Annotated in this window: 20 protein-coding genes, 1 tRNA gene and 1 pseudogene; 9 read left to right on the forward strand and 13 right to left on the reverse strand. The window is 60.5% G+C overall.

What is annotated here, in order from left to right:
- Positions 1–197 precede the first annotated feature (197 nt).
- Positions 198–422 (forward strand): annotated as a pseudogene (locus ABIE49_RS09590) (cupin domain-containing protein); the annotation flags it as partial.
- Positions 423–531: 109 nt separating this feature from the next.
- Here the strand turns inward: ABIE49_RS09590 and ABIE49_RS09595 are convergent.
- From ABIE49_RS09595 to ABIE49_RS09620, 6 genes are all read right to left on the reverse strand, one after another.
- Positions 532–607: transfer RNA gene (locus ABIE49_RS09595), tRNA-Lys, on the reverse strand.
- A 163-nt stretch (positions 608–770) separates the two neighbouring features.
- Entirely contained in the window at positions 771–1,364 is a 594-nt protein-coding gene (locus ABIE49_RS09600) for a Spy/CpxP family protein refolding chaperone (RefSeq protein ID WP_192738761.1), read from the reverse strand.
- A gap of 125 nt (positions 1,365–1,489) precedes the next feature.
- A complete protein-coding gene (locus ABIE49_RS09605; RefSeq protein ID WP_192738762.1) occupies positions 1,490–2,815 on the reverse strand; it encodes a TRAP transporter large permease in 1,326 nt (441 codons plus the stop codon).
- Positions 2,812–3,387, reverse strand: a complete 576-nt coding sequence (locus ABIE49_RS09610; RefSeq protein WP_192738763.1) for a TRAP transporter small permease — start codon at positions 3,385–3,387, stop codon at positions 2,812–2,814. Before ABIE49_RS09610 ends, ABIE49_RS09605 begins: the two co-directional genes overlap by 4 nt.
- A 212-nt stretch (positions 3,388–3,599) precedes the next feature.
- Positions 3,600–4,601: a TRAP transporter substrate-binding protein gene (locus tag ABIE49_RS09615; RefSeq protein WP_192738764.1), complete on the reverse strand. Its 1,002-nt coding sequence runs from the start codon at positions 4,599–4,601 to the stop codon at positions 3,600–3,602.
- Between the two features lie 801 nt (positions 4,602–5,402).
- Entirely contained in the window at positions 5,403–5,906 is a 504-nt protein-coding gene (locus ABIE49_RS09620; protein ID WP_192738765.1) for a GlcG/HbpS family heme-binding protein, read from the reverse strand.
- 304 nt (positions 5,907–6,210) lie between these two features.
- Between ABIE49_RS09620 and ABIE49_RS09625 the strand changes: the two genes are divergently transcribed.
- The 6 genes from ABIE49_RS09625 to ABIE49_RS09650 all read left to right on the forward strand — a co-directional run bounded on the left by ABIE49_RS09625 (position 6,211) and on the right by ABIE49_RS09650 (position 10,450).
- Positions 6,211–6,807, forward strand: a complete 597-nt coding sequence (locus ABIE49_RS09625; protein WP_192738766.1) for a 3-keto-alpha-glucoside-1,2-lyase-like domain-containing protein — start codon at positions 6,211–6,213, stop codon at positions 6,805–6,807.
- 163 nt (positions 6,808–6,970) lie between these two features.
- Entirely contained in the window at positions 6,971–7,204 is a 234-nt protein-coding gene (locus ABIE49_RS09630; protein WP_192738767.1) for a hypothetical protein, read from the forward strand.
- A complete protein-coding gene (locus ABIE49_RS09635) occupies positions 7,205–8,092 on the forward strand; it encodes a DUF1259 domain-containing protein (RefSeq protein WP_192738768.1) in 888 nt (295 codons plus the stop codon).
- A gap of 26 nt (positions 8,093–8,118) precedes the next feature.
- Positions 8,119–9,015: a YncE family protein gene (locus tag ABIE49_RS09640; RefSeq protein WP_192738769.1), complete on the forward strand. Its 897-nt coding sequence runs from the start codon at positions 8,119–8,121 to the stop codon at positions 9,013–9,015.
- A gap of 178 nt (positions 9,016–9,193) precedes the next feature.
- Positions 9,194–9,454, forward strand: a complete 261-nt coding sequence (locus tag ABIE49_RS09645) for a DUF1127 domain-containing protein (RefSeq protein WP_192738770.1) — start codon at positions 9,194–9,196, stop codon at positions 9,452–9,454.
- Positions 9,455–9,634: 180 nt separating this feature from the next.
- Positions 9,635–10,450 (forward strand): sulfite exporter TauE/SafE family protein, encoded by an 816-nt coding sequence (locus ABIE49_RS09650; RefSeq protein ID WP_354066713.1) that lies wholly within the window; start codon positions 9,635–9,637, stop codon positions 10,448–10,450.
- A gap of 251 nt (positions 10,451–10,701) precedes the next feature.
- On the opposite strand, the gene ABIE49_RS09655 is transcribed toward ABIE49_RS09650, so the two are convergent.
- Together ABIE49_RS09655 and ABIE49_RS09660 are read right to left on the reverse strand one after the other, a co-directional pair.
- A complete protein-coding gene (locus tag ABIE49_RS09655; RefSeq protein WP_192738771.1) occupies positions 10,702–11,172 on the reverse strand; it encodes a hypothetical protein in 471 nt (156 codons plus the stop codon).
- A gap of 484 nt (positions 11,173–11,656) precedes the next feature.
- Positions 11,657–12,019, reverse strand: coding sequence for a YybH family protein (locus ABIE49_RS09660; RefSeq protein WP_192738772.1), 363 nt, complete (start codon positions 12,017–12,019; stop codon positions 11,657–11,659).
- A gap of 339 nt (positions 12,020–12,358) precedes the next feature.
- Here ABIE49_RS09660 and ABIE49_RS09665 point away from each other — a divergent pair, with 339 nt between their 5' ends.
- Positions 12,359–12,550, forward strand: coding sequence for a hypothetical protein (locus ABIE49_RS09665; protein ID WP_192738773.1), 192 nt, complete (start codon positions 12,359–12,361; stop codon positions 12,548–12,550).
- A gap of 122 nt (positions 12,551–12,672) precedes the next feature.
- On the opposite strand, the gene ABIE49_RS09670 is transcribed toward ABIE49_RS09665, so the two are convergent.
- Entirely contained in the window at positions 12,673–13,140 is a 468-nt protein-coding gene (locus tag ABIE49_RS09670; protein ID WP_192738774.1) for a hypothetical protein, read from the reverse strand.
- A gap of 275 nt (positions 13,141–13,415) precedes the next feature.
- Between ABIE49_RS09670 and ABIE49_RS09675 the strand changes: the two genes are divergently transcribed.
- Positions 13,416–13,793 carry a hypothetical protein gene (locus ABIE49_RS09675; protein ID WP_192738775.1) on the forward strand — a complete coding sequence of 126 codons (378 nt, stop codon included), beginning with the start codon at positions 13,416–13,418 and terminating at the stop codon, positions 13,791–13,793.
- A 182-nt stretch (positions 13,794–13,975) separates the two neighbouring features.
- Here the strand turns inward: ABIE49_RS09675 and ABIE49_RS09680 are convergent, their stop codons facing one another.
- From ABIE49_RS09680 to ABIE49_RS09695, 4 genes are all read right to left on the reverse strand, one after another.
- On the reverse strand, positions 13,976–15,064 hold the full coding sequence (locus tag ABIE49_RS09680; protein WP_192738776.1) for a mandelate racemase/muconate lactonizing enzyme family protein: 1,089 nt from the start codon (positions 15,062–15,064) through the stop codon (positions 13,976–13,978).
- A 113-nt stretch (positions 15,065–15,177) separates the two neighbouring features.
- Complete coding sequence (locus ABIE49_RS09685; RefSeq protein ID WP_192738777.1) at positions 15,178–15,750, reverse strand: phasin family protein; 573 nt, start codon at positions 15,748–15,750, stop codon at positions 15,178–15,180.
- A gap of 254 nt (positions 15,751–16,004) precedes the next feature.
- A complete protein-coding gene (locus tag ABIE49_RS09690; protein ID WP_192738778.1) occupies positions 16,005–17,108 on the reverse strand; it encodes an alpha/beta fold hydrolase in 1,104 nt (367 codons plus the stop codon).
- Positions 17,109–17,332: 224 nt separating this feature from the next.
- Positions 17,333–18,211, reverse strand: coding sequence for a L,D-transpeptidase (locus ABIE49_RS09695; RefSeq protein WP_192738779.1), 879 nt, complete (start codon positions 18,209–18,211; stop codon positions 17,333–17,335).
- Positions 18,212–18,359: the final 148 nt, after the last annotated feature.

The raw sequence follows: 18,359 nt of genomic DNA on the forward strand, positions 1-18,359 counted from the left end.
TTTGCCAGCACGATCCCGCCAACTGAGGCAGCTTACCGTTGTCTTTTCTCAGCCGACGCCGTCATCTTCAGCCATTCCTCAGAAAGGCGCAGCCATCGTTCTTTGTCGAGCGCGCGCGTTCGGCTTGCTCTCGGCATTCATCCGCTTGATTACGGAATCTGGCTGCGTCGTCTGACATGCCGCTGACCCACACTGCCATCGTGATCCAGGAAGGATCGATCGTGCTCGAGAGCAAGGGCATGCCACCGAAACGTTACGGCGTCGGTGACGTGATCGTTTTCCACAACGGTGCGCACGCCAAATGGCATGTCGAGGGCTATGTGAAAAAGGTCGCCGTGTTCCGCCAGACCAGTCCGTTCCTGCTCGGCCTGGCCGTTCGCGCCGTCAACAAGCTGAAGCGGACGCTCGCCCCCGTCCATTGACTTCCTGACTGCTGATCCGCCATGCGGAGCATTCAGATACAGCTCAGCCGCGACCGCGCAAACGGTTCGCGGGCTGCGGGCGGCTATCTGGCCAAATTCTTGAAAAGCTTGGTGGGCGCACCAGGGCTCGAACCTGGGACCCGATGATTAAGAGTCATCTGCTCTACCAACTGAGCTATGCGCCCGGACTTGGTCCGGAAAAGCCTTCGCAAGAGGGCGTCGTTTAGCAAAGCGATTCCCCGATGTCCAGCAAGCTGGAGCGAGTTTTCCCGGCCTTTGGCGCGGGCCGGGAAAGGCAAAAAGCCGCTGGATTTCAGCGGCTTCCGCCCCTACTCGGCAAACGTGTGCTCAGAGCCGCTCCGGGCCCCCTCGATCCGGCCCGTCATCCCGGTCATAGCGGTTGCGGTTGTAGCCGCGGTCCCGGCCGCCATCGTCGCGATCCCGCTCAAAACGCTCCATTCGGCGCTCCCGCCAGCCCTCGCCACGGCCATGAAACCGGTCCATTCCGGTCAGTACGGCCAGACGGCGCTTCTGGCCGTCGTCCAGCGTCTTGTAGAGCGGATCGGCCGCATCAGCGATTTTCTTCATGGCGGCCGCCGAAGTCGCCATGTTGTCGGCGCGCTCGCGCAGCCGCGCCACCGGATCATCCGGCTTCTGCGGGCTCGAATCGTCCCGCCGCGCATCCATCCGCGCATTGGCGCGGTCGATCCGCAGTTTGGCGAATTCCCGCACCGCGGTTTCCACCGCCGGCCACAGCTTTTCCTGGTCGGCGGTCAGCTTGAGCCCGGCATGCACGGAGGCGATTCGGGCGTCGGCAAACGCCGCCCGGTCTTCCGGGTTCATCCGCATATGCCCGTAGCCCCAATGACGGTGCTGGGCATAGACCGCCGTCGAACCGGCGATGGCGAGCACCGCGACCGCGGCGATGGTGAACTTCCTCATGCTGACCTCCGTTGAAAAGGTTGCATGAAGATGGGCCGGCTCTGGGCGGCAATCAACTTAACGATAGGAAAGAACACCTTCCCTTACCAAGATGTAATCTGGATGAACCCCGCCTGTCCGAAACGCTAGAGCATGCCGAGGGTACGCGGCAGCCACAGCGACAATTCCGGGATGTAGGTGATGAGGCCGAGGAAAACCAGCAGCGTGATCAGCCATGGCAGCACCGCGATCGACAACTCCGTAATGCCCATCTTGGCTATCCCGGAGGCCACATAGAGATTGAGTCCGACCGGCGGATGGCACATGCCGATTTCCATGTTGACCACGACGATGATGCCGAAATGCACCGGATGAATGCCGAGCTTGACCGCGATCGGATACAGGATCGGCGCCATGATCAGAACGATCGACGACGGCTCCATCACGTTGCCGGCGAGTAGCAGCAGCAGGTTCACCACCAGCAGGAAGGTGATCCAGTTGACGCCGCTGTCGGTGATCCAGTTCGACATCGCCTGCGGGATCTGCTCGCTCGTCATCAGGAACGAGAACAGCACCGCGTTGGTGACGATGTAGAGGATCATCGCGCTCATGTTCGCCGACGCGAGCAGGACTTTTGGCACGTCCCTGAACTTCAGGTCCTTGTAGATGAACATCTCGATCAGGAAGGCGTACACCGCGCTCATGGCGGCAGCTTCGGTCGGCGTGAACCAGCCGAGATAGATGCCGCCGAGCACCACGACGATCAGCGAAATGCCCCAGATCGAATCCATGAAGGCACGGAAGGCCTCGCCCCAGGTTGCCTTCGGGACTTTCGGATAGTTGTTCTTCCAGGCGCGATACCAGGTGGTTCCCGACAGCATGATCGCGAGGATCACGCCCGGCACCATGCCGGCCATGAACAATTGCCCGACCGAGGCGGAGCTGACCCGCTCGCCCGCGGGGCCGAAATAGACCGCGCCGCTGGTCGACACGGCGTAGATCACCATGATGATCGAGGGCGGGATCAGGTTGCCGAGCGCGCCGCCGGTGACGATCACACCCGCGGCAAAGCGCTTGGGATACCCGACCGACAACATCGCCGGCAGCATGATCGATCCGATCGCGACCACGGTCGCCGGCGAGGATCCCGACACCGCAGAAAACAGCGCTGCGGCCATCGTGGCGGCGATACCGAGGCCGCCGGCCCAATGGCCGATCATCGTCCGCGCGAATTCGATCATTCGCCGCGCGACGCCGCCATGGGTGAGGAAATTGCCGGCCAGGATGAAGAACGGGATCGCCATGATCTCGAACTTCTCGATGCCGGTGAACAGCTTGAGCGCCACCGATTCGATCGGCACCGTGGTCAGGAGGAACAGATAGGTCAGCACGGTCAGGCCGAGCGAAATCGAGATCGGCATGCCTGTCAGCATCAGCGCGACCAGCAGGCCGAAGATAATGAGGGCGCTCATCGGGTGATCCCCGCAGCGCCGGCGCCGGGAGCATCGACCTCGATGCCCTCCACCTGCGTTTCATCGTGATGCGGCAGATGGCCGGTGCGCCAGAAATTGCGCGCCACCTGCAGGAAGCGGAAGCACATCAGATAGGAACCGAGCGGAACGCAGAGATAGATGATCCAGCTCGGCATTTCCATGTCGGGGGTCACCTGGTCGGTGTGGTACAGCCCCCAGACGAATTTCGCCCCCATCGAGCCGACGACGACCGTAAACAGCGCGCCGCACAGCAGGCTGAACATGACGGTGAATTTCCGCTTTTCCGGGCCGAGCTTGTTGACCAGCACGTCGACGCCGACATGGATGCCGGTACGCACGCCATAGGCGGCGCCGAACTTCGCCATCCACACGAACATGATGATGCAGAGTTCCTGCGCCCAGGCCAGGTTGATCGGAAACAGGATCGGATAGAACAGGGGAATGCCGACCAGATAGCGGTGAGCCACCGCGATAAAAATGATCACGGTGGCGGCTGCGATCAGAAACGTGATCAGCCATTCCTCCAGCCGATCGAGGATGCGTAGAAACATCTATTTCCCCCAATATCGAAGTTCGTCATGCCCGGCCATAGCCGTTCGAAGAACGGCGTCGCTTCCGCTCGCCTATGTCCCGGGCATCCACGTCTTGCTAGCGCCTCGGCAAGGAAAGACGTGGATGGCCGGGACAAGCCCGGCCATGACGGAAAACGATCTATTCGCCCCTGCCAGGAGCCTGGAAGCTCCCGGCATCTCAAATCCTCGTCCTAGTTGGTCGCGCCCCTCGTTTCCTTGAGGAATTCGTCGATCAGCGGCTGGCCGACGCGGCTTGCGACGTCCTTGTAGACCGGCTCCATGGCCTTGCGCATGGCGGCGTCCTGCTCGGGCGTCAGGGTGAGGATTTCGCTCTTGCCGGACTTCTTGACTTCCGCAAACGCGTCGTCGTTTTCCTTCTGCGACTGGCCGTTGCCGTAGGCGGTGGCTTCCTTCATGGCCTTGTCGAGCTGGCCACGAATGTCTTCCGGCAAGCCGTCCCAGAACTTCTTGTTCACGACCACGACATAGCCGATGTAGCCGTGGTTGGTGACGGTGATGTGCTTCTGAACTTCGTGCATTTTCTGGGTGTAGATGTTCGACCAGGAATTTTCCTGACCATCGACGACGCCGGTCTGCAGCGCCTGATAGACCTCGGAGAACGCCATCACCTGCGGGATCACACCCAGCGACCGCATCTGTGCTTCCAGCACTTTCGAGGACTGGATGCGGAACTTGAGGCCCTTGTAGTCGGCGGGCGTGACCAGCTTCTTGTTGGCGCTCATCACCTTGAAGCCGTTATCCCAATAGGCGAGACCGGTCATTCCCTTGGAATCGAGCAGCTTCAGAAGCTTGGCGCCGAGCGGCCCGTCGGTGACCTTTCGCAGCGTCTTCAGGTCGGGGAGGATGTACGGCAGATCGAACACCTCGAATTCCTTGACGCCGATCGGTCCGAACTTGGCGTTCGACGGCGCCAGCATCTGCACGGCGCCGAGCTGCAGTGCTTCCAGCTCTTCCTTGTCCTTGTATAGCTGCGAATTCGGGTAGACCTCGACCTTGACCTTGCCGGCGGTGTATTTCTCGGCGAGCTCCTTGAATTTCTCGGTCGCCAGCCCCTTCGGCGTGTTCGGCGCAACCACGTGGCTGAACTTGATGACGATCGGCGACTGCGCCGACGCCGGGCCCACCAGGGCCAAAGCTGCAATCGATGCCGCAGCCAAAATCAATCTCTTCATGTTTCCTCCCACGTAATTTTTTGCGGAGCGCGAACACCCGGCTCCGAAGCTTGTATGCCACCGAACCAATACAGAGAAGCCGGGCGAAATGCCATTGCCCGTTAGCAGGGGACGGCCTTCCAGGTTCGCTGCATCGCAAAATGCGACATCCTGTCCAGCCACGGTGTTTTCCAAGGGGAGGATTTAGCAGGGACATGGTTCCGCACCCTCGCCGCGCGATGCGCCCGAGTTATGCAACCGAAGTGCCCTCGAATAATTCAGAGGGCGCAGGGAATGCCGGATGCGCGCTGCACCCGCGGTCTCGTGTGCGATTGTGCTAAGTAGGCTGCACACGAGCATACAGGGCAGCGGAGAACATCCGACATTCCCTGCGCAATGGCTTTACGGCTTATGCCGTGATCTCCCCGGAGACGAGTTCTTGGTTGACTCCGTCGCTGCCGTTCAGCTCTCGCCTACCCGACAGCTTGACACCTGCAACGGGTGCCAGGACCACACGGTTTTGCCGTACGCTTATCCACGCCATCGTCGAGGCGTAAACCAGCGTCCACCGCAACCCGTCCAACGTCCGTGACGACGGCCGACGCCCTTCTGAGTAGGACGGGATGGGCAAAGATATGCACCTGATTTGGCTTCCGGTAAACAGAAATATTTTTTATTCTGGGGCTTGACACGACTTCCGTAAATCAGAACTGATTTGCCCGTCAGCTAGAGATTGATCCCAAACTTCTGCGGACCCCACATATTGAGAATACAACACGTGCAGCCACACGATGCGTTCCTGAAACCGACGCCGGCACGTCTTCAAAAATCCAGCTTGGATTGAATCGCATCTATGCCAGCCTTGGCGCAGGCTTCGTCGGCATCGCCTCCGGGCGCTCCCGAGACGCCAATTGCGCCGACCAGCGAACCGCCCGCCTCAACGACCAGTCCGCCTCCAATAACAACCACGCCCGGAAGATTGCGAATTCCCGCCTGCATCATGCCGGGCTGACTGACGGTGAACAGATTGCTGGTGCTGCTGCGGAATGTTGCCGCGGTCCACGCCTTGCCCGATGCAGTCGCGGGGGTATGAGCCCCGGCATAGCGGTCGCGCAGCATCACTTGTGTTACGCCGAAGCGGTCGACAACGGCTATCGCGACCTGGTAGCCGCGTTGCTGACAATTCGCGAGTGCGGATTGCGCCAATTCGAGGGCGATTCCGGGCGCCAGGGATTTGTAGGTAACGAGCGAGTCCTGTGCCGGACACGGCGTCGAAATCAGCAGAGCGAAACTTGCCAACAGATGTACAAGGCTTTTGCTGTCCATAACTGATCCTGTTCGGCCCGGGCCGCTGCTTGATGTTGCATTTGTTGCCCTGTTGAATTATCAAGTGCCTAGGGGAAGTACAGTCTCCCCTTGAGGCTTCGGTCCAAGAACTGTGCAGCACTCGACTCGTCGAGGCGATATGCACATGGAACGGAATGCCTCCATTTTCCCCAAACGAACGCAATCTGCAGCCTGCTTCTGCCGGATATCAGCCGCCGCCGATTCTGCGCGCGCTGCGCTTTCTGCGGCGAGATTCAGGGGAGCCATCATTGCGGCGACGCTTTTCCTCATGGGAGTGAATGACATGTCAAACCACGCGATCAGTTTCGAGAGCACCGGGATCGGTGTTGCGCCCGAGGGCTGGACGGTGACCCTCACAGGATCAGGCGATCCGAAATGGACGGTCGAGAGCGATGACACGGCACCGTCAAAATCGAAAGTGCTCAAGCAATCCGGCAGGGCAACCTATCCGCTGCTGCTGAAGAACGACACCAGCATCAAGGACGGCTTTGTCGAGATAAAATTCAAGGCGATCGCGGGATCGCAGGACCGCGCCGCCGGCATTGTCTGGCGGGCGAAAGACGCGAACAATTACTACGTGACCCGGGCCAACGCTCTTGAGGACAATGTCGTTCTCTACAAGACCGTGAACGGCGTTCGAAGCGCGCTCGACATTGTCGGGCGCAAGGGAGGTTACGGCACTGACGTCAAGGTTCCGGCCGACACGTGGCATAGCTTGCGCATCGACTTCAGAGGCTCGCGCTTCAGCGTGTCCTTCAACGGCAAACAATTATTCGAGGTTGAGGATTCCACGTTCGCCGATGCCGGCAGGGTGGGGCTATGGACCAAGGCCGATAGCGTCACGCTGTTTGACGAGGTAACCTACGGCGAGGCCAAATAGCTTGAAGGAACCGGGCACACAGCGTCGTGATACCGGATCAAGCTGCGGCTCTTGCGTGTGCAACGCACTCTGCCTAGAAACGGCTTCGGGGAAATGCAGACTCCCCATCAGACGGTCCCCGTCCAAGATCTGCGCAACGCTCGATTTGTCGAGAGGATTGCGCATGGACGACCGAAAACTCCCAATTTCTCTAACTTCTCTTTGTGGACCGACCGACGCTGACCCGGCGCCGATCGATTCCGTCCGCGAGGGCTCGTCCGTCGTTTATTTCTGCAGTGCAGAGGAAATCAGCGAAGGCTTCGCCATTACGTTACGCGCGATGGGATTCGAAACCGAAATTCTCCTGTCAGATATTATTCCGCAGTCCGACATCCCCTCAAATCCGAAGGAGAGATAGATGGGTCTCAAACCTTGGCTCGTGGCTTCGATCTTCGCAGCCTCCCTCACGAACGCGGCGACCGCCCAGGAAGTCGACTGGAAGAAGGTCGATGACACGTTCGGAAGAAAGCCCGCGGTTTCGGGTGACGTGCACCGCTACGGCTTTCCCCGCACCGATCTGACCGTTACCCTCGACGGCGTCACCATCAAACCGGCTTTGGCGCTCGGCGGCTGGGTCGCGTTCAAGCCAATGCACGGAGAAGCCATGGTGATGGGCGACCTCGTGCTGCTGGAGACTGAAATCAATCCGGTCATGCTCAAGATGATTGAAGGCGGGCTTGAGATCACCGCCGTCCACAATCATCTGCTGCGCGCCAGCCCGGCCACGTTTTACATGCATGTCGGAGGCCACGGCGATCCCGCGAAGATGGCTACCGTCATTCGCGATGCTCTGGCGGTGAGCAAGACCCCGCTCGCGACGCCTGCCGCAGCGCCTCCACCCGCAGTCGAACTCGATACGGCACAGCTAGATCAGATCATCGGCGTCAAGGGACAGGCGAACGGCGGCGTCTATCAATTCGCCGTGCCGCGCCGCGATCCGGTGACGGAAAACGGCATGCAGCTGAGCCCGGTCGGGCCGATGGGCGTGGCGATAGCCATCGGCTTTCAGCCCACCGGCAGCGGCAAGGCCGCAATCACCGGCGATTTCGTTCTCTCCGGTGACGAGGTGAATCCGGTGATCAGGGCATTGCGATCGAACGGCATCGACGTAACCGCCGTTCACAGCCATATGCTGGACGAACAGCCGCGGCTGTTCTTCCTTCATTTCTGGGCCAATGACGACGCGTTGAAACTTGCCCGCGGACTTCGCGCTGCCCTCGACAAGACCGCCAGTACGAAGAGCTAGTTTGAGGCTTTCATCGGGAGGTCGACATGCCGCTGAAAACAATCAGAACCATCGCCATACCGGAAGCCGCGGGCAGCGAGTTTGACCACGCCGCCTTCGATGCGAAGAGCCGACGTGTCTTCATTGCACACACCGCGCGCCATTGCATTGAGGTGATCGACCACGACGCCGGCAGGCATATCGCGACGCTGCCGGGATTTCCGGGCGTGGCCGGCGCTGTCGCTGACGACGGACAGATTCTGGCAACCAACCGCGGCAGCGCCAGCGTCGCCTTGCTCGATGCTGTCACGCTGGAAACTCGCGCCACCTTCAGATCCGGCGCGCGACCGAACGGCGCTGTGATCGTGGCCCGGTCCAGCCTCGGGATCGCCGCCTGCATCGGCGACGACAAGGAAGCGCCGACGCTGCACGTTTACGGATTGAGTGACCACAAACAGGTGTCGATCGAGCTGCCGGGACGGCCGCGCTGGTGCGTCACCGATGCCGCCGCCGAACGGCTGTTCCTCTGTATCCGCGAGCCCTCGATGGTACTGGTGGCCCGCCTGCCCGACCTTGGTGCGGTGACGCATTGGAAAATCCCGTCATCGGGTGCCCATGGTCTTGACATCGATCATTCCAGAGAACGGCTTTACGTTGCCTGCGATGACTCAACTCTGGTCGAGATGAGCAGCACCTCGGGCGAAGTCACCAACGTCTGGCCGATCGGAGGACCGCCCGATGTCACGTTTTTCAACCCGGCGACCGGTCTGGTTCACCTCGCCATCGGAGACCCCGGGCTTGTCGATTCCATCGATCCGCGCAACGGCCATGCCATGCGGACAGTCACCGGCGCGGGCGCACATACGACGGCGCTGGTGGCGCCAGACCGGCTTTACGTCATTTCACCCACACATGGCGGCGTTCTCGTCCTTTCGGACGCCTGATGTCCGCCAACATGCGCGTTCGAAGCAAACCGCACGACGACTTCATCAGTTGATGCTCGTTTGCCAATCGCTTGAACACGAGGGGTGGGCGTGATAGAAAAATCGCTCGGGTCGTTGACAACCGCCCGATGAGCTCCCGCAGCCAAGCGTTGTTTCGCTCCACCATGGAGGAGAAACCATGTCTTGCGGCAGCACTACCTGCAATCCAACCAACACTCTCGACACAGCTTCCCCCGCGTTTCCGGACCTTGGAAGGTCCTGGAAAATCCCATTCGCGTGGCTGGATGGATTAACACTGAGGTGGGAACGACGTCGCCAATATAAGCAACTTCTCGAACTCGATGACCGGCTGCTCGCCGATATGGGCCTATCGAGGACGATCATTAAAGAAGTGCGCACGGCCCCCTTGTACGTCATCACGTGGCCCGACAGTCGATAACGATGGACCAAATTGCAGTCTAGCGAAGTGCGGGCGAAGGCGCTTATTCGCCGTTCGCCCGCGCGGGGCACGACTGATGCCGCCAGCCACTGCAAGCTTTGGACGATCAATCGATCGCAGCCATTGCCAACCCGAAGCCAAATCCAATAGAGTATTGCCTGGGGACGTCGCAGCCTCCCCGTGAAGTGGGTGACCCCATGCAAGCGCTGCTCGCTTTCCTGTGGAGCGAGCAACATGGATGGAAACCTTTTACTTCTCTTTATTCTTGCAACATTTCTTGGCGGCTTCGTCAGCGGGTTTTCCGGATTCGCGATGGGCCTCGTCGTATCCGGCATATGGCTGCACATCATCACGCCGATTCAGACCGCCGCGCTGATTGCCGGCTACGGGCTGCTCACGCAAGGCTACGGCATCGCGAAGCTGGGCCATGAGTTGCGCTGGCAAGACATTTGGCCGCTGACGCTCGGAACGGCAATCGGCATCCCAATCGGCGTGATGCTGTTGACACACATCGATCCGACTTACTTGCGCTTCGGCGTCGGAGTGTTGCTCGTCCTTTACGCAACATACAGCCTTGCACGCCCACCCATAAAGCCAATGAAGATCGGGACGCTGGCCGACGTTGCCATCGGCATTTCCAACGGATTGCTCGGAGGTCTCACCGGTCTCGGCGGCATCATCTCCACCATCTCGTGCCAGTGGCGCGGCTGGTCCAGGGACAAGCAACGCTCCGTGTTTCAACCGGTGCTGTTTGCGGCATTTGCGATCATCTCGACCGCGCAACTCGTCGCTGGGTCGTACACGGTCGAAACCGTCAAATTGTACGGCATCGGGCTTCCTTTCATGGTAGCCGGCATATGGATCGGCTTCAAACTCTATGGGACCATCAACGACGAAACGTTTCGCAAAGCGGTGTTGATACTGGTTCTCCTGGCCGGCGTGTCACTGATCGCTTCGGCGTCGGGGCTGATGCCTGTCTCCCAAAGCCGAAACTGAGGGACGCCTTCCGTGGACGATCAAAACGATACTTCACTTCCATCCGGAAACGACAAAGCGATCAAATCGGTCACGGCTGAGCCCGCCGCCGGAGCTACCGTCGTTTTTTTGCGGAGACCAGGTCAGGACCGCCTTCGTGCTTGCACTGCAACTGATGGGAATAGATGCGCCGATGCCGGACGTCAGCGAACGCGATCCGCCAAAATCAGGGGATTGAACGCCGATCACAAGACGCGATAACCCCTCTTCGCTTAGTTGCCGAACAGCGCCACGCGCGAACTGTCGTCACCACCAAAGGCCATGACCCGGCCTTCTTCGTGCTCTCGCGTTTCCGGTCGCTGCTTGGCGCGCGCGGCCTCGCGCTTTAATTTGCGTTCGGCGTAGCGCTTGCGGCGTTCACGCACTTCGGCTTCAGCCTTCTTCGCGTCCGGCTTCTCAGCGCGTTTTTCCGGTTGCGCCGCCTGCACGGGCTCGGGCGCCGGGCCCACCACGGCAGCCTGTTGCGATGTCTGTTGGGGCGGTTGCGGCGGCTGGGCCGCCTCGGCCGTGGTAGGCAGAATGACCCTGACGGGGGACAGCAGTTCTGTGGTCGTACGTGCCTGGTAGCCGGAGGGCTCCTTGAGCGCCGAGTTAGCCATCAGGAGTCCGCTGCCAAAGCCAACTCCCAGGATGACAAAAGTAGTTCCCACCCCTGCAAAAAAAATGCGCGCGCTCGATGCCATGACCGTGTCTCCGATTATGCACGTCAACACAGTGATCGCGAGATATGTTCCGGGTCGGGAAAAATAGGTAGCCGGCGTTTCCTTGCAATCCCTGCCCGCTCGCACGGCTAGCGGTGCGCTTCAGAAGGTGACTTCCATGTGAAACTTACGACTCTCGCAGATCACCAATCGCGGATGAGGCGTACTTGAGGTTTGGACCTCGTTTGAGGATGCCGCGTCCTAAAAACTTGTCGTCGCCATTAGCCGCTCTGCCGAGCAATATAAAAAGCCCTGCCGAGCGGGTGCTCGGCAGGGCTCACGCAGAGAAGTCGACGGACGGCAAGCGGGGACCTTGGTGGCCCATCGAGGGTCTGCGAGCGTGTTAGCGTCGGCACTAACGTCCCGGATTGCCACTTGTTCCCGGCAGGATACTCAAGAGGGTCGCCGCTTTAACGCCGTCCGCGTTTGAACCTGATAGCGATCATCGACGGTTCGCGAATGTAGTTCATGCCGACAGCCGTTGGTCCAACGGCCCGCAGTGGGTGCGCTCAATTTTACCTGACGGGCTGAAACGAAAATGCGCCCGCACCAGACTGGCTTTGTTGTTCCGATAATCAACCCAAATGCCGTCTTCCGTCACCGTCAGATCGTCGAGGGTAAAGGCCGTCGGGAGCTGGTTTTGCAGTTTGCCGGTCCAGTAAGCCGACAACGGCTCTCGCCCGGTCAGGCGCGCACCCTCGCAATCGCATTCAAGGGTGGCGCGCTCGTCGTAGAGATCGAGCAAAGCATTGAGGTCGCCTGATCGACATGCGTCGAGCCAGTCAATAACAACGGCCAGCGGATCGAAATCATCAGGGGCAAGCGACATAACGGTCCCATCACAAACAGTCTGCCACCCCCGGCGCTGAATAGACAGCGCATGATGAATGCATCTTGAACAGCCCAAGCCTCGCACCCCGTAAAAACACGGTGTCGCCCCTCTCCTCCTCCTTCTGCTTCACCGCGCCGCGAAGGTAAGTCGTGTTTGTGCGTGCATGCATGCGGGAGAAGCGATAACTGGCCAATGCCGATCTGGCCAACAGCAGACTGCGCCCGACGCAAGTCTTGTTCCCCAGGGAACAGCGCGGGGCGGCAGGCGGGGGCATTGTCCTGCTCACCGATGAAACGGAGCGATGATCGCCCCGGTCGGACACGACGGAGCAAACCGATGACCAGCAATACCGGACTTCTGAACGACACCGAGCTTGCGACCGCTTCAGGTGGCGTCACTTCCCTGATCGGCACCAGCACCATTGCGCATCCGCACATTCCCCGGAATCACGACCTGCTGACGCCGCAGCAGATCGCGAAGCTGCTTTCGTTCAACGGCGGCTTCAGCCCCCCGATCCCCCGCAGCTGATTTCAGCAAGCCGAAAGCTGAATTGCCTGATCTCGCCTCCCCTGGCCAGGGAGGCGAGGTCTTTCCCGGCGCCCAATCGTTCATGGAGAAGCTGGCTTCCGTCGCGACAGGACAGCACAACCTCACTTCGAGGCGCCCTGCTTCTTGTCGCGCGGCAGGAATGGCTTGAGCGGTCGCTTGATCGCGCCCGCGCAGGCACGGGTGACGGTCTTGCCGCCGTCGGTCCAGGTCTGCGTGCCCTTCAGGTTGGCGCTGCGCCGCACGAAGCTGCCGCTGTATTTCGCCTGGTACTCGCGGCTGCCGCTTTTCCAGGTGCCCTGAAGATCGATTTTCTGGCCGTCGATTTTTCCGGTGCCCTGCTCGGCCGTGGCCTCGACGGCGGCGTTGCGCAGCCGTACCACGTGCGTGTAGCGCGCGGTGCTGCCGCTGATCGTGACCTCGATGGCCTCGCGCATCTTGTCGCTGGTAAACGGCAGCTTGTCGCATACCATGGTGCCGCGATAGGTGGCGTCGAGCACTTCCGCCGCGACGGGCGTACCCATCGCCGCCATCATCGCCGCCGCCAGCACTGCACGTTCCAGCCACACCATTGCCGCCCCCCTTGCTGAAACCTCGTGGCCGCTACCGAGCAGTCTTCTGCCGCTTCATTAATCCGCATCGTACCGGGCTCAACCGGGGGCGTCGATAGTAGCCTGAACGCGGCTTCGCGGCTGCAGCATGGCGGCGCTGGTCGTTGCCCTGGCCTGGTCTGGTGCGTCGCAATGATGTCGTGCTGCGACCGTTGGTCCGCAAAATCAAGTTTGACCGCTGCGTCGCCGTGGAACAAACTGTCCTTTCTTGATCACTTATTAAATGGGAGGCGGACATGAAGAAACTCGTTACGGCGGCAGCCATTTCGTTCTTTGCCCTTGGATCGTCATTGGCGTTGGCTCAGACCGCGCCAATGATGGGGAAGGAAACCAGCAAGACAGGCGCCACGCCGCCGAACGCAGGCGCCAGTGCGTCCATCGCGGTTGATCCAAAAGCCAAGAAACCGGCTCCAATGGCAGGCCCTGATTACCAGCACAAAGCAGGCGCCGCTCCGCCCAACGCAGGCGCCAGTGCGTCCATCGCGGTTGATCCAAAAGCCAAGAAGCCGACTGCAATGGCGGGCCCTGATTACCAGCACAAAGCAGGCGCCGCTCCGCCCAACGCAGGCGCCAGTGCGCCCATCGCGTCCGCGCCCGCGGCCAAGAAAAAGTGAGCTGAGACGAAAGCAGCTTCCAGTGCGTCTGAAGGCCCCGTCCCCACGGGGCCTTCTTCGTTTGCCGTGAGGCGCTCGCTGCGATGCCAGTCCAGCTTTGCCGCGGCGCAAAACGGACATCGGTCAACTCGGCGTGGACCAGCGCATTGAACAGCAGAAGTTTTTTTCCGGCCTCTCCGACCCTATGACGCGACGTGCGCCAGCCGCTCCCAGTCGAAGGTGATGCCATGGCCAGACCGCGGCGGCGCCAATGCCATGCCCTGTTCGAGGACGAGCGGCAGCTCGATGTAGCGGTCGAGCCCGAAACCGTGCGCCTCGAGATAGGAGCGGTTTGAGCAGGCTGCCAGCAGGTGGACGGTAATGTCGTGCGCGCCGTGGCTGGTCACCGGAAGATTGAACGCTTCGGCGAGGCGCGCGATTTTCATAAAGACTGTGACGCCGCCGCAATTGGTGACATCGGGCTCGGGATACGACACCGCACCGGCCGCGATATAATTCTTGAACTCCCAGAGCGAGCGCAGGTTTTCGCCCGCCGCGATCGGCACGCCGCCGGCCGCCATGATCCGGGCGTGGCCGGCAACATCATCGGGAATGATCGGCTCCTCAAGCCAGGTCAGGTCGCAGGGTTGCAGGGCGCGCGCGGCGCGGATCGCCTCCTCGACCGTCCACTTCATGTTGGCATCCGCCATCAGCGGAAAACCGTCGCCAAGATGCTTGCGCATCGCCTGCACGCGCGCGACATCGGAGGCGAGATCGGGCCGCCCGACCTTCATCTTGATGGCGCGAAAGCCCTTGGCGAGATTGTCGTCGGTTTGCCGCAGCAGCGCCTCCACGGAAAGATCGAGGTCGATACCGCCGGCGTAACAGGGTACGCGCGCGTCAAAGCCGCCGAGCAAACGAAACAGCGGCACGTTGGCACGGCGGGCCTTGAGGTCCCACAGCGCGATATCGAGCGCGGAGAGCGCGAGCACGGGCGGCCCGCCGCGGCCGCCATAGTGCAACGCCCACCAGACATGATGCCAGATCGCCTCCGTGTCATCAGCTTCGCGACCCTCGATCAGTCCGGGAATTTCCCGCCGGAGCGTATCGGCAATCGCGCCGCCATTGCGGCCGACCGTGTAGGTATAGCCGACACCTTCGGCCCCGTCGGAATCGCGGACACGGCACGTGATCAATTCGAAGGCGTTGATTTGGCCGTGCGTGCTGTCGGAGAGGCTAACGGTCAGCGGGATCCGATAGAGCCCGGTGTCGATCGTCCTGATAAGCGCCATGGTCCGCCCTTTTTTGGGCATCCTAGGCTGGCCACGTTTGCAGGGCAATTGCTTCAACAATTTACATCGGATGGGTGCTCTCCGGAAGGAACGGTCGTGATCGGCGGCCTGGTTCACCTTGGTCGCATGGTCCCCCAAGATGTGAATGTCTGCCTGGCAAGTTCGCGGTAGAGCTCGCAAATCTTTTGCGTCTCGGCAACAAACGTCAAATAGGCCTGCCTTGCAAATTCGGTCTGAATCTCAATTGCCTTGTCGAACGACCGCGCGCCGATGAGCTTCTCGACGAGCAACCCGCTCTCCTGAAGCGACATCCTGGTGTAGTCCCGGTACGCATTCGCGATGGTTTGAATACTGACTGGGTTCTCTTGAATACTGACTGGGTCCTCGTTCGCCGGAAGAACTGCGACAATCGAGGGCACATCCGCCTGTTCAACTTCGCCGATGACGGCCGCAGGCGCGGCTGTGTCGTCCGTGGAAACCTCAGGTGACACCATTTCCGTGGAAACCTCAGGTAACGCCATCGCCATGGAAACCTCAGGTGACGCCATCATTGGGCCGATCTGAGCTTCATTCTGCGGATCAAGATTCGGACTTGGCTGTTGTTCTGACTTCCGGCTCTGCTGGTCCGTCTTCCGGCTGCGCTGGCGGGGCTTACCGCCGGATTTGCCCTGGTGCGTCTTCGACATTGTTGAACCCCACTAAATTCCGCTGTCGAAATCAGACCAGACATCAAGACTTCGCCATGTTTGCGATGGAATCGCGGTTCTGGCTTGTCCCTTGGGCGGCTTTGGTGTGGTAGCGGAAAATTTGAACGGAACGCGGGACGCTTGCGCGGAGCAAGGTTCCTTGTCAGGCATCAAGGAGGACGGCCGCTCTTGGCACAAACGGGCATGCTGGAAGCTCGACGTCCGTCAGCTTCTATCAGCGGACGTCACCAGGCTCATTCAGCTTCCTTCATCCAGCGCGCGATCCCGGGCCAATATTCTTCAAGCGTCCGCCTCCCCATGAAAAGGCTTAGATGGCCGCACGGGGCGATCGCGTGGCGCAGGGATTCCGCCGGCGTTCCTACCAGCCGTTGCACTGCAAGCAATTGTTGCGGGGCGACCACGTCGTCGGCGCTCCCGGCCAGCAGATACATCGGAAGCAGCAGCCGCGAGAGGTCGATCTCTTGTCCCAGCGCGACGAAGTTTCCGCTGGCGAGCGCGTTGCATTTGTACAGTTTCTCAACAATCTCGAGATAGTATTTTCCGGGAACGTCGATCGTCCAGGAATTCCAGTTCTTGAAGATGGCTTCGAGTCGGGTGAATTCCGGCGAGCCGATCGGCTGCACACTCTGCAGAGCGTTTCTGATATCCTTCGGGTCAGTCTCGTTCCCCCAGAACGGCGCGACCTTGCGGCCGATGACGAGCCCATCGCCTGACTTGACCAGGCTCTCAAACACGAACCGCGGGGTCGCCTCGGCGATAGCAGACAAACCGGATTGCTGCGCGGCAATATCAATCGGCGCGCCGGCCATCACAAGCTTGCGCACCTTGGCCGGGAATCGTCCCGCATAGACCAGAGATAACCAGCCGCCCTGGCAAAGCCCCACGAGATCGACCAGGCCGCCGAGATGATCGACAAGGACATTGAGATCGGCAAGATACTCGTCGACTCCGAGAAATCGCATGTCAGCGCCGGCAGAGCGCCAATCCGCCATGAACAGCCGTTCAATTCCGGCGCCGCGGAGGGCAGCAACGAGGCTGTGGCCGGCCGCAAGGTCGGCGATAGCGGCGCCATGCAGCGCGAGCGGTGGGCACAGCAGGGTGGGAACGCCGCTTCTGCCCACCGTAAAGTCACGAAGCCGGACGCTGTGCAGATCCAGCGCGATCGTGCTTGGCGTGGCGCCTTCCGGCTCCTGCGCAGGACTGGCGCCACCAGCGTCGGTTGACAATCCAAGAAGCTGCGCCGCGACGGACGAGGCGGTTTCAGCGGCCGATGCAGCGACGATCGCAGGCCAGAAGAACGCCGCATAAGGGAATTGATCGCCTGGATACCGATCCATTTGGAAGATTTCCGGTGCGCCCCCACGCGATAAGCTAGCACTTTTCGCCGGACATCGAGCCGGGAAATGGCGCGGCCGGGCTCAGCCATTCGCCATGACGACCGGGCGAAAAGCGGACATGCGCATAGACTACCCTTGTCGGCCAAGGATCAGAGCTGACTTAAAAACCGCAACTTGAAATGGTCCTCCTCTCCTCAGTTGCAAACCGAGGACGGAGGACTGAGCTAATGGGCCTCGGCGATCTTCGGTCCAGATGACAGCATCTGCGCGTTAGTTGCCGAGGGCCGGTTTGACGGCGATGCCGGGTCCGGTGATCGGAAAGCGGCGTCGGGCGGCGCTCCCTGGGACGGTCGGCGGGCAGCTGTTGGCGGAAGCACGATCACTTTCGCTCCGACTTTCACCCGCTCATAAAGGTCCACGACGTCCTCATTGGTCAGCCGGATACAACCGGACGAAACCCGCTTCCCGATCGTATCGGGCTTGTTGGTGCCGTGAATTCTAAATTCGGTCTCGCCCAGATACATCGCCCGAGCGCCGAGCGGGTTGCCGGGACCGCCTGCCATGAACCGCGGCAGATAAGGCTGACGCACAAGCATGTCTGCAGGCGGACGCCAATCCGGCCATTCTGTTTTACGGGCCACAGTCTGTTCACCGGACCATGTGAAACCTTCGCGGCCGACACCGATGCCGTAGCGCATCGCTTGCGCGTCGTTCAGGACGAGATAAAGGAATGTGTTCTTGGTATCGATGATCACGGTGCCCGGCGTCTGGTGGCTGGCGTAGTCAACCACCTGCCGAACAAATGCTCCGGGAGCGTCAGCGGCCTTTGGGGTTTCAAATTGAGGCGCGGGGGACAAAATCGGGGCCGGAGTCGGAGCCGGAGCCGGAACTGCCGCTAATGCATGAACTGGAGTTGACACGTAAACCGGAGTTGACGACGCCATGGCCTGGTGCGCGGACGGTTTCCGTATCGGTTGCACGCTCGTCGGGGGAGACAGCAAACAGTACCCCAATGCGGCGACGGCCACTGCGCCAATTCCAACTCTCCCGAACATTGGTAGTGCGAGCGTCTCTGCCTTTTTGCGTTTAGCCCGCTTACTCATATCGTTCCCCAGGTCACCATGCATGGAAGGGGTACACAGCAAAATTTAAGAAACTTCGAAGCGATTTCGCTCAGACGGGAACCGCTAGCGATGGTTAACGCCGAAATCCCGTTGGCAACAAAAATTGGCTCGACGTTTCCGAACAACT

Source organism: Bradyrhizobium sp. OAE829, from assembly GCF_040546575.1.
In the GTDB taxonomy this organism is placed as follows: Bacteria; Pseudomonadota; Alphaproteobacteria; order Rhizobiales; family Xanthobacteraceae; genus Bradyrhizobium.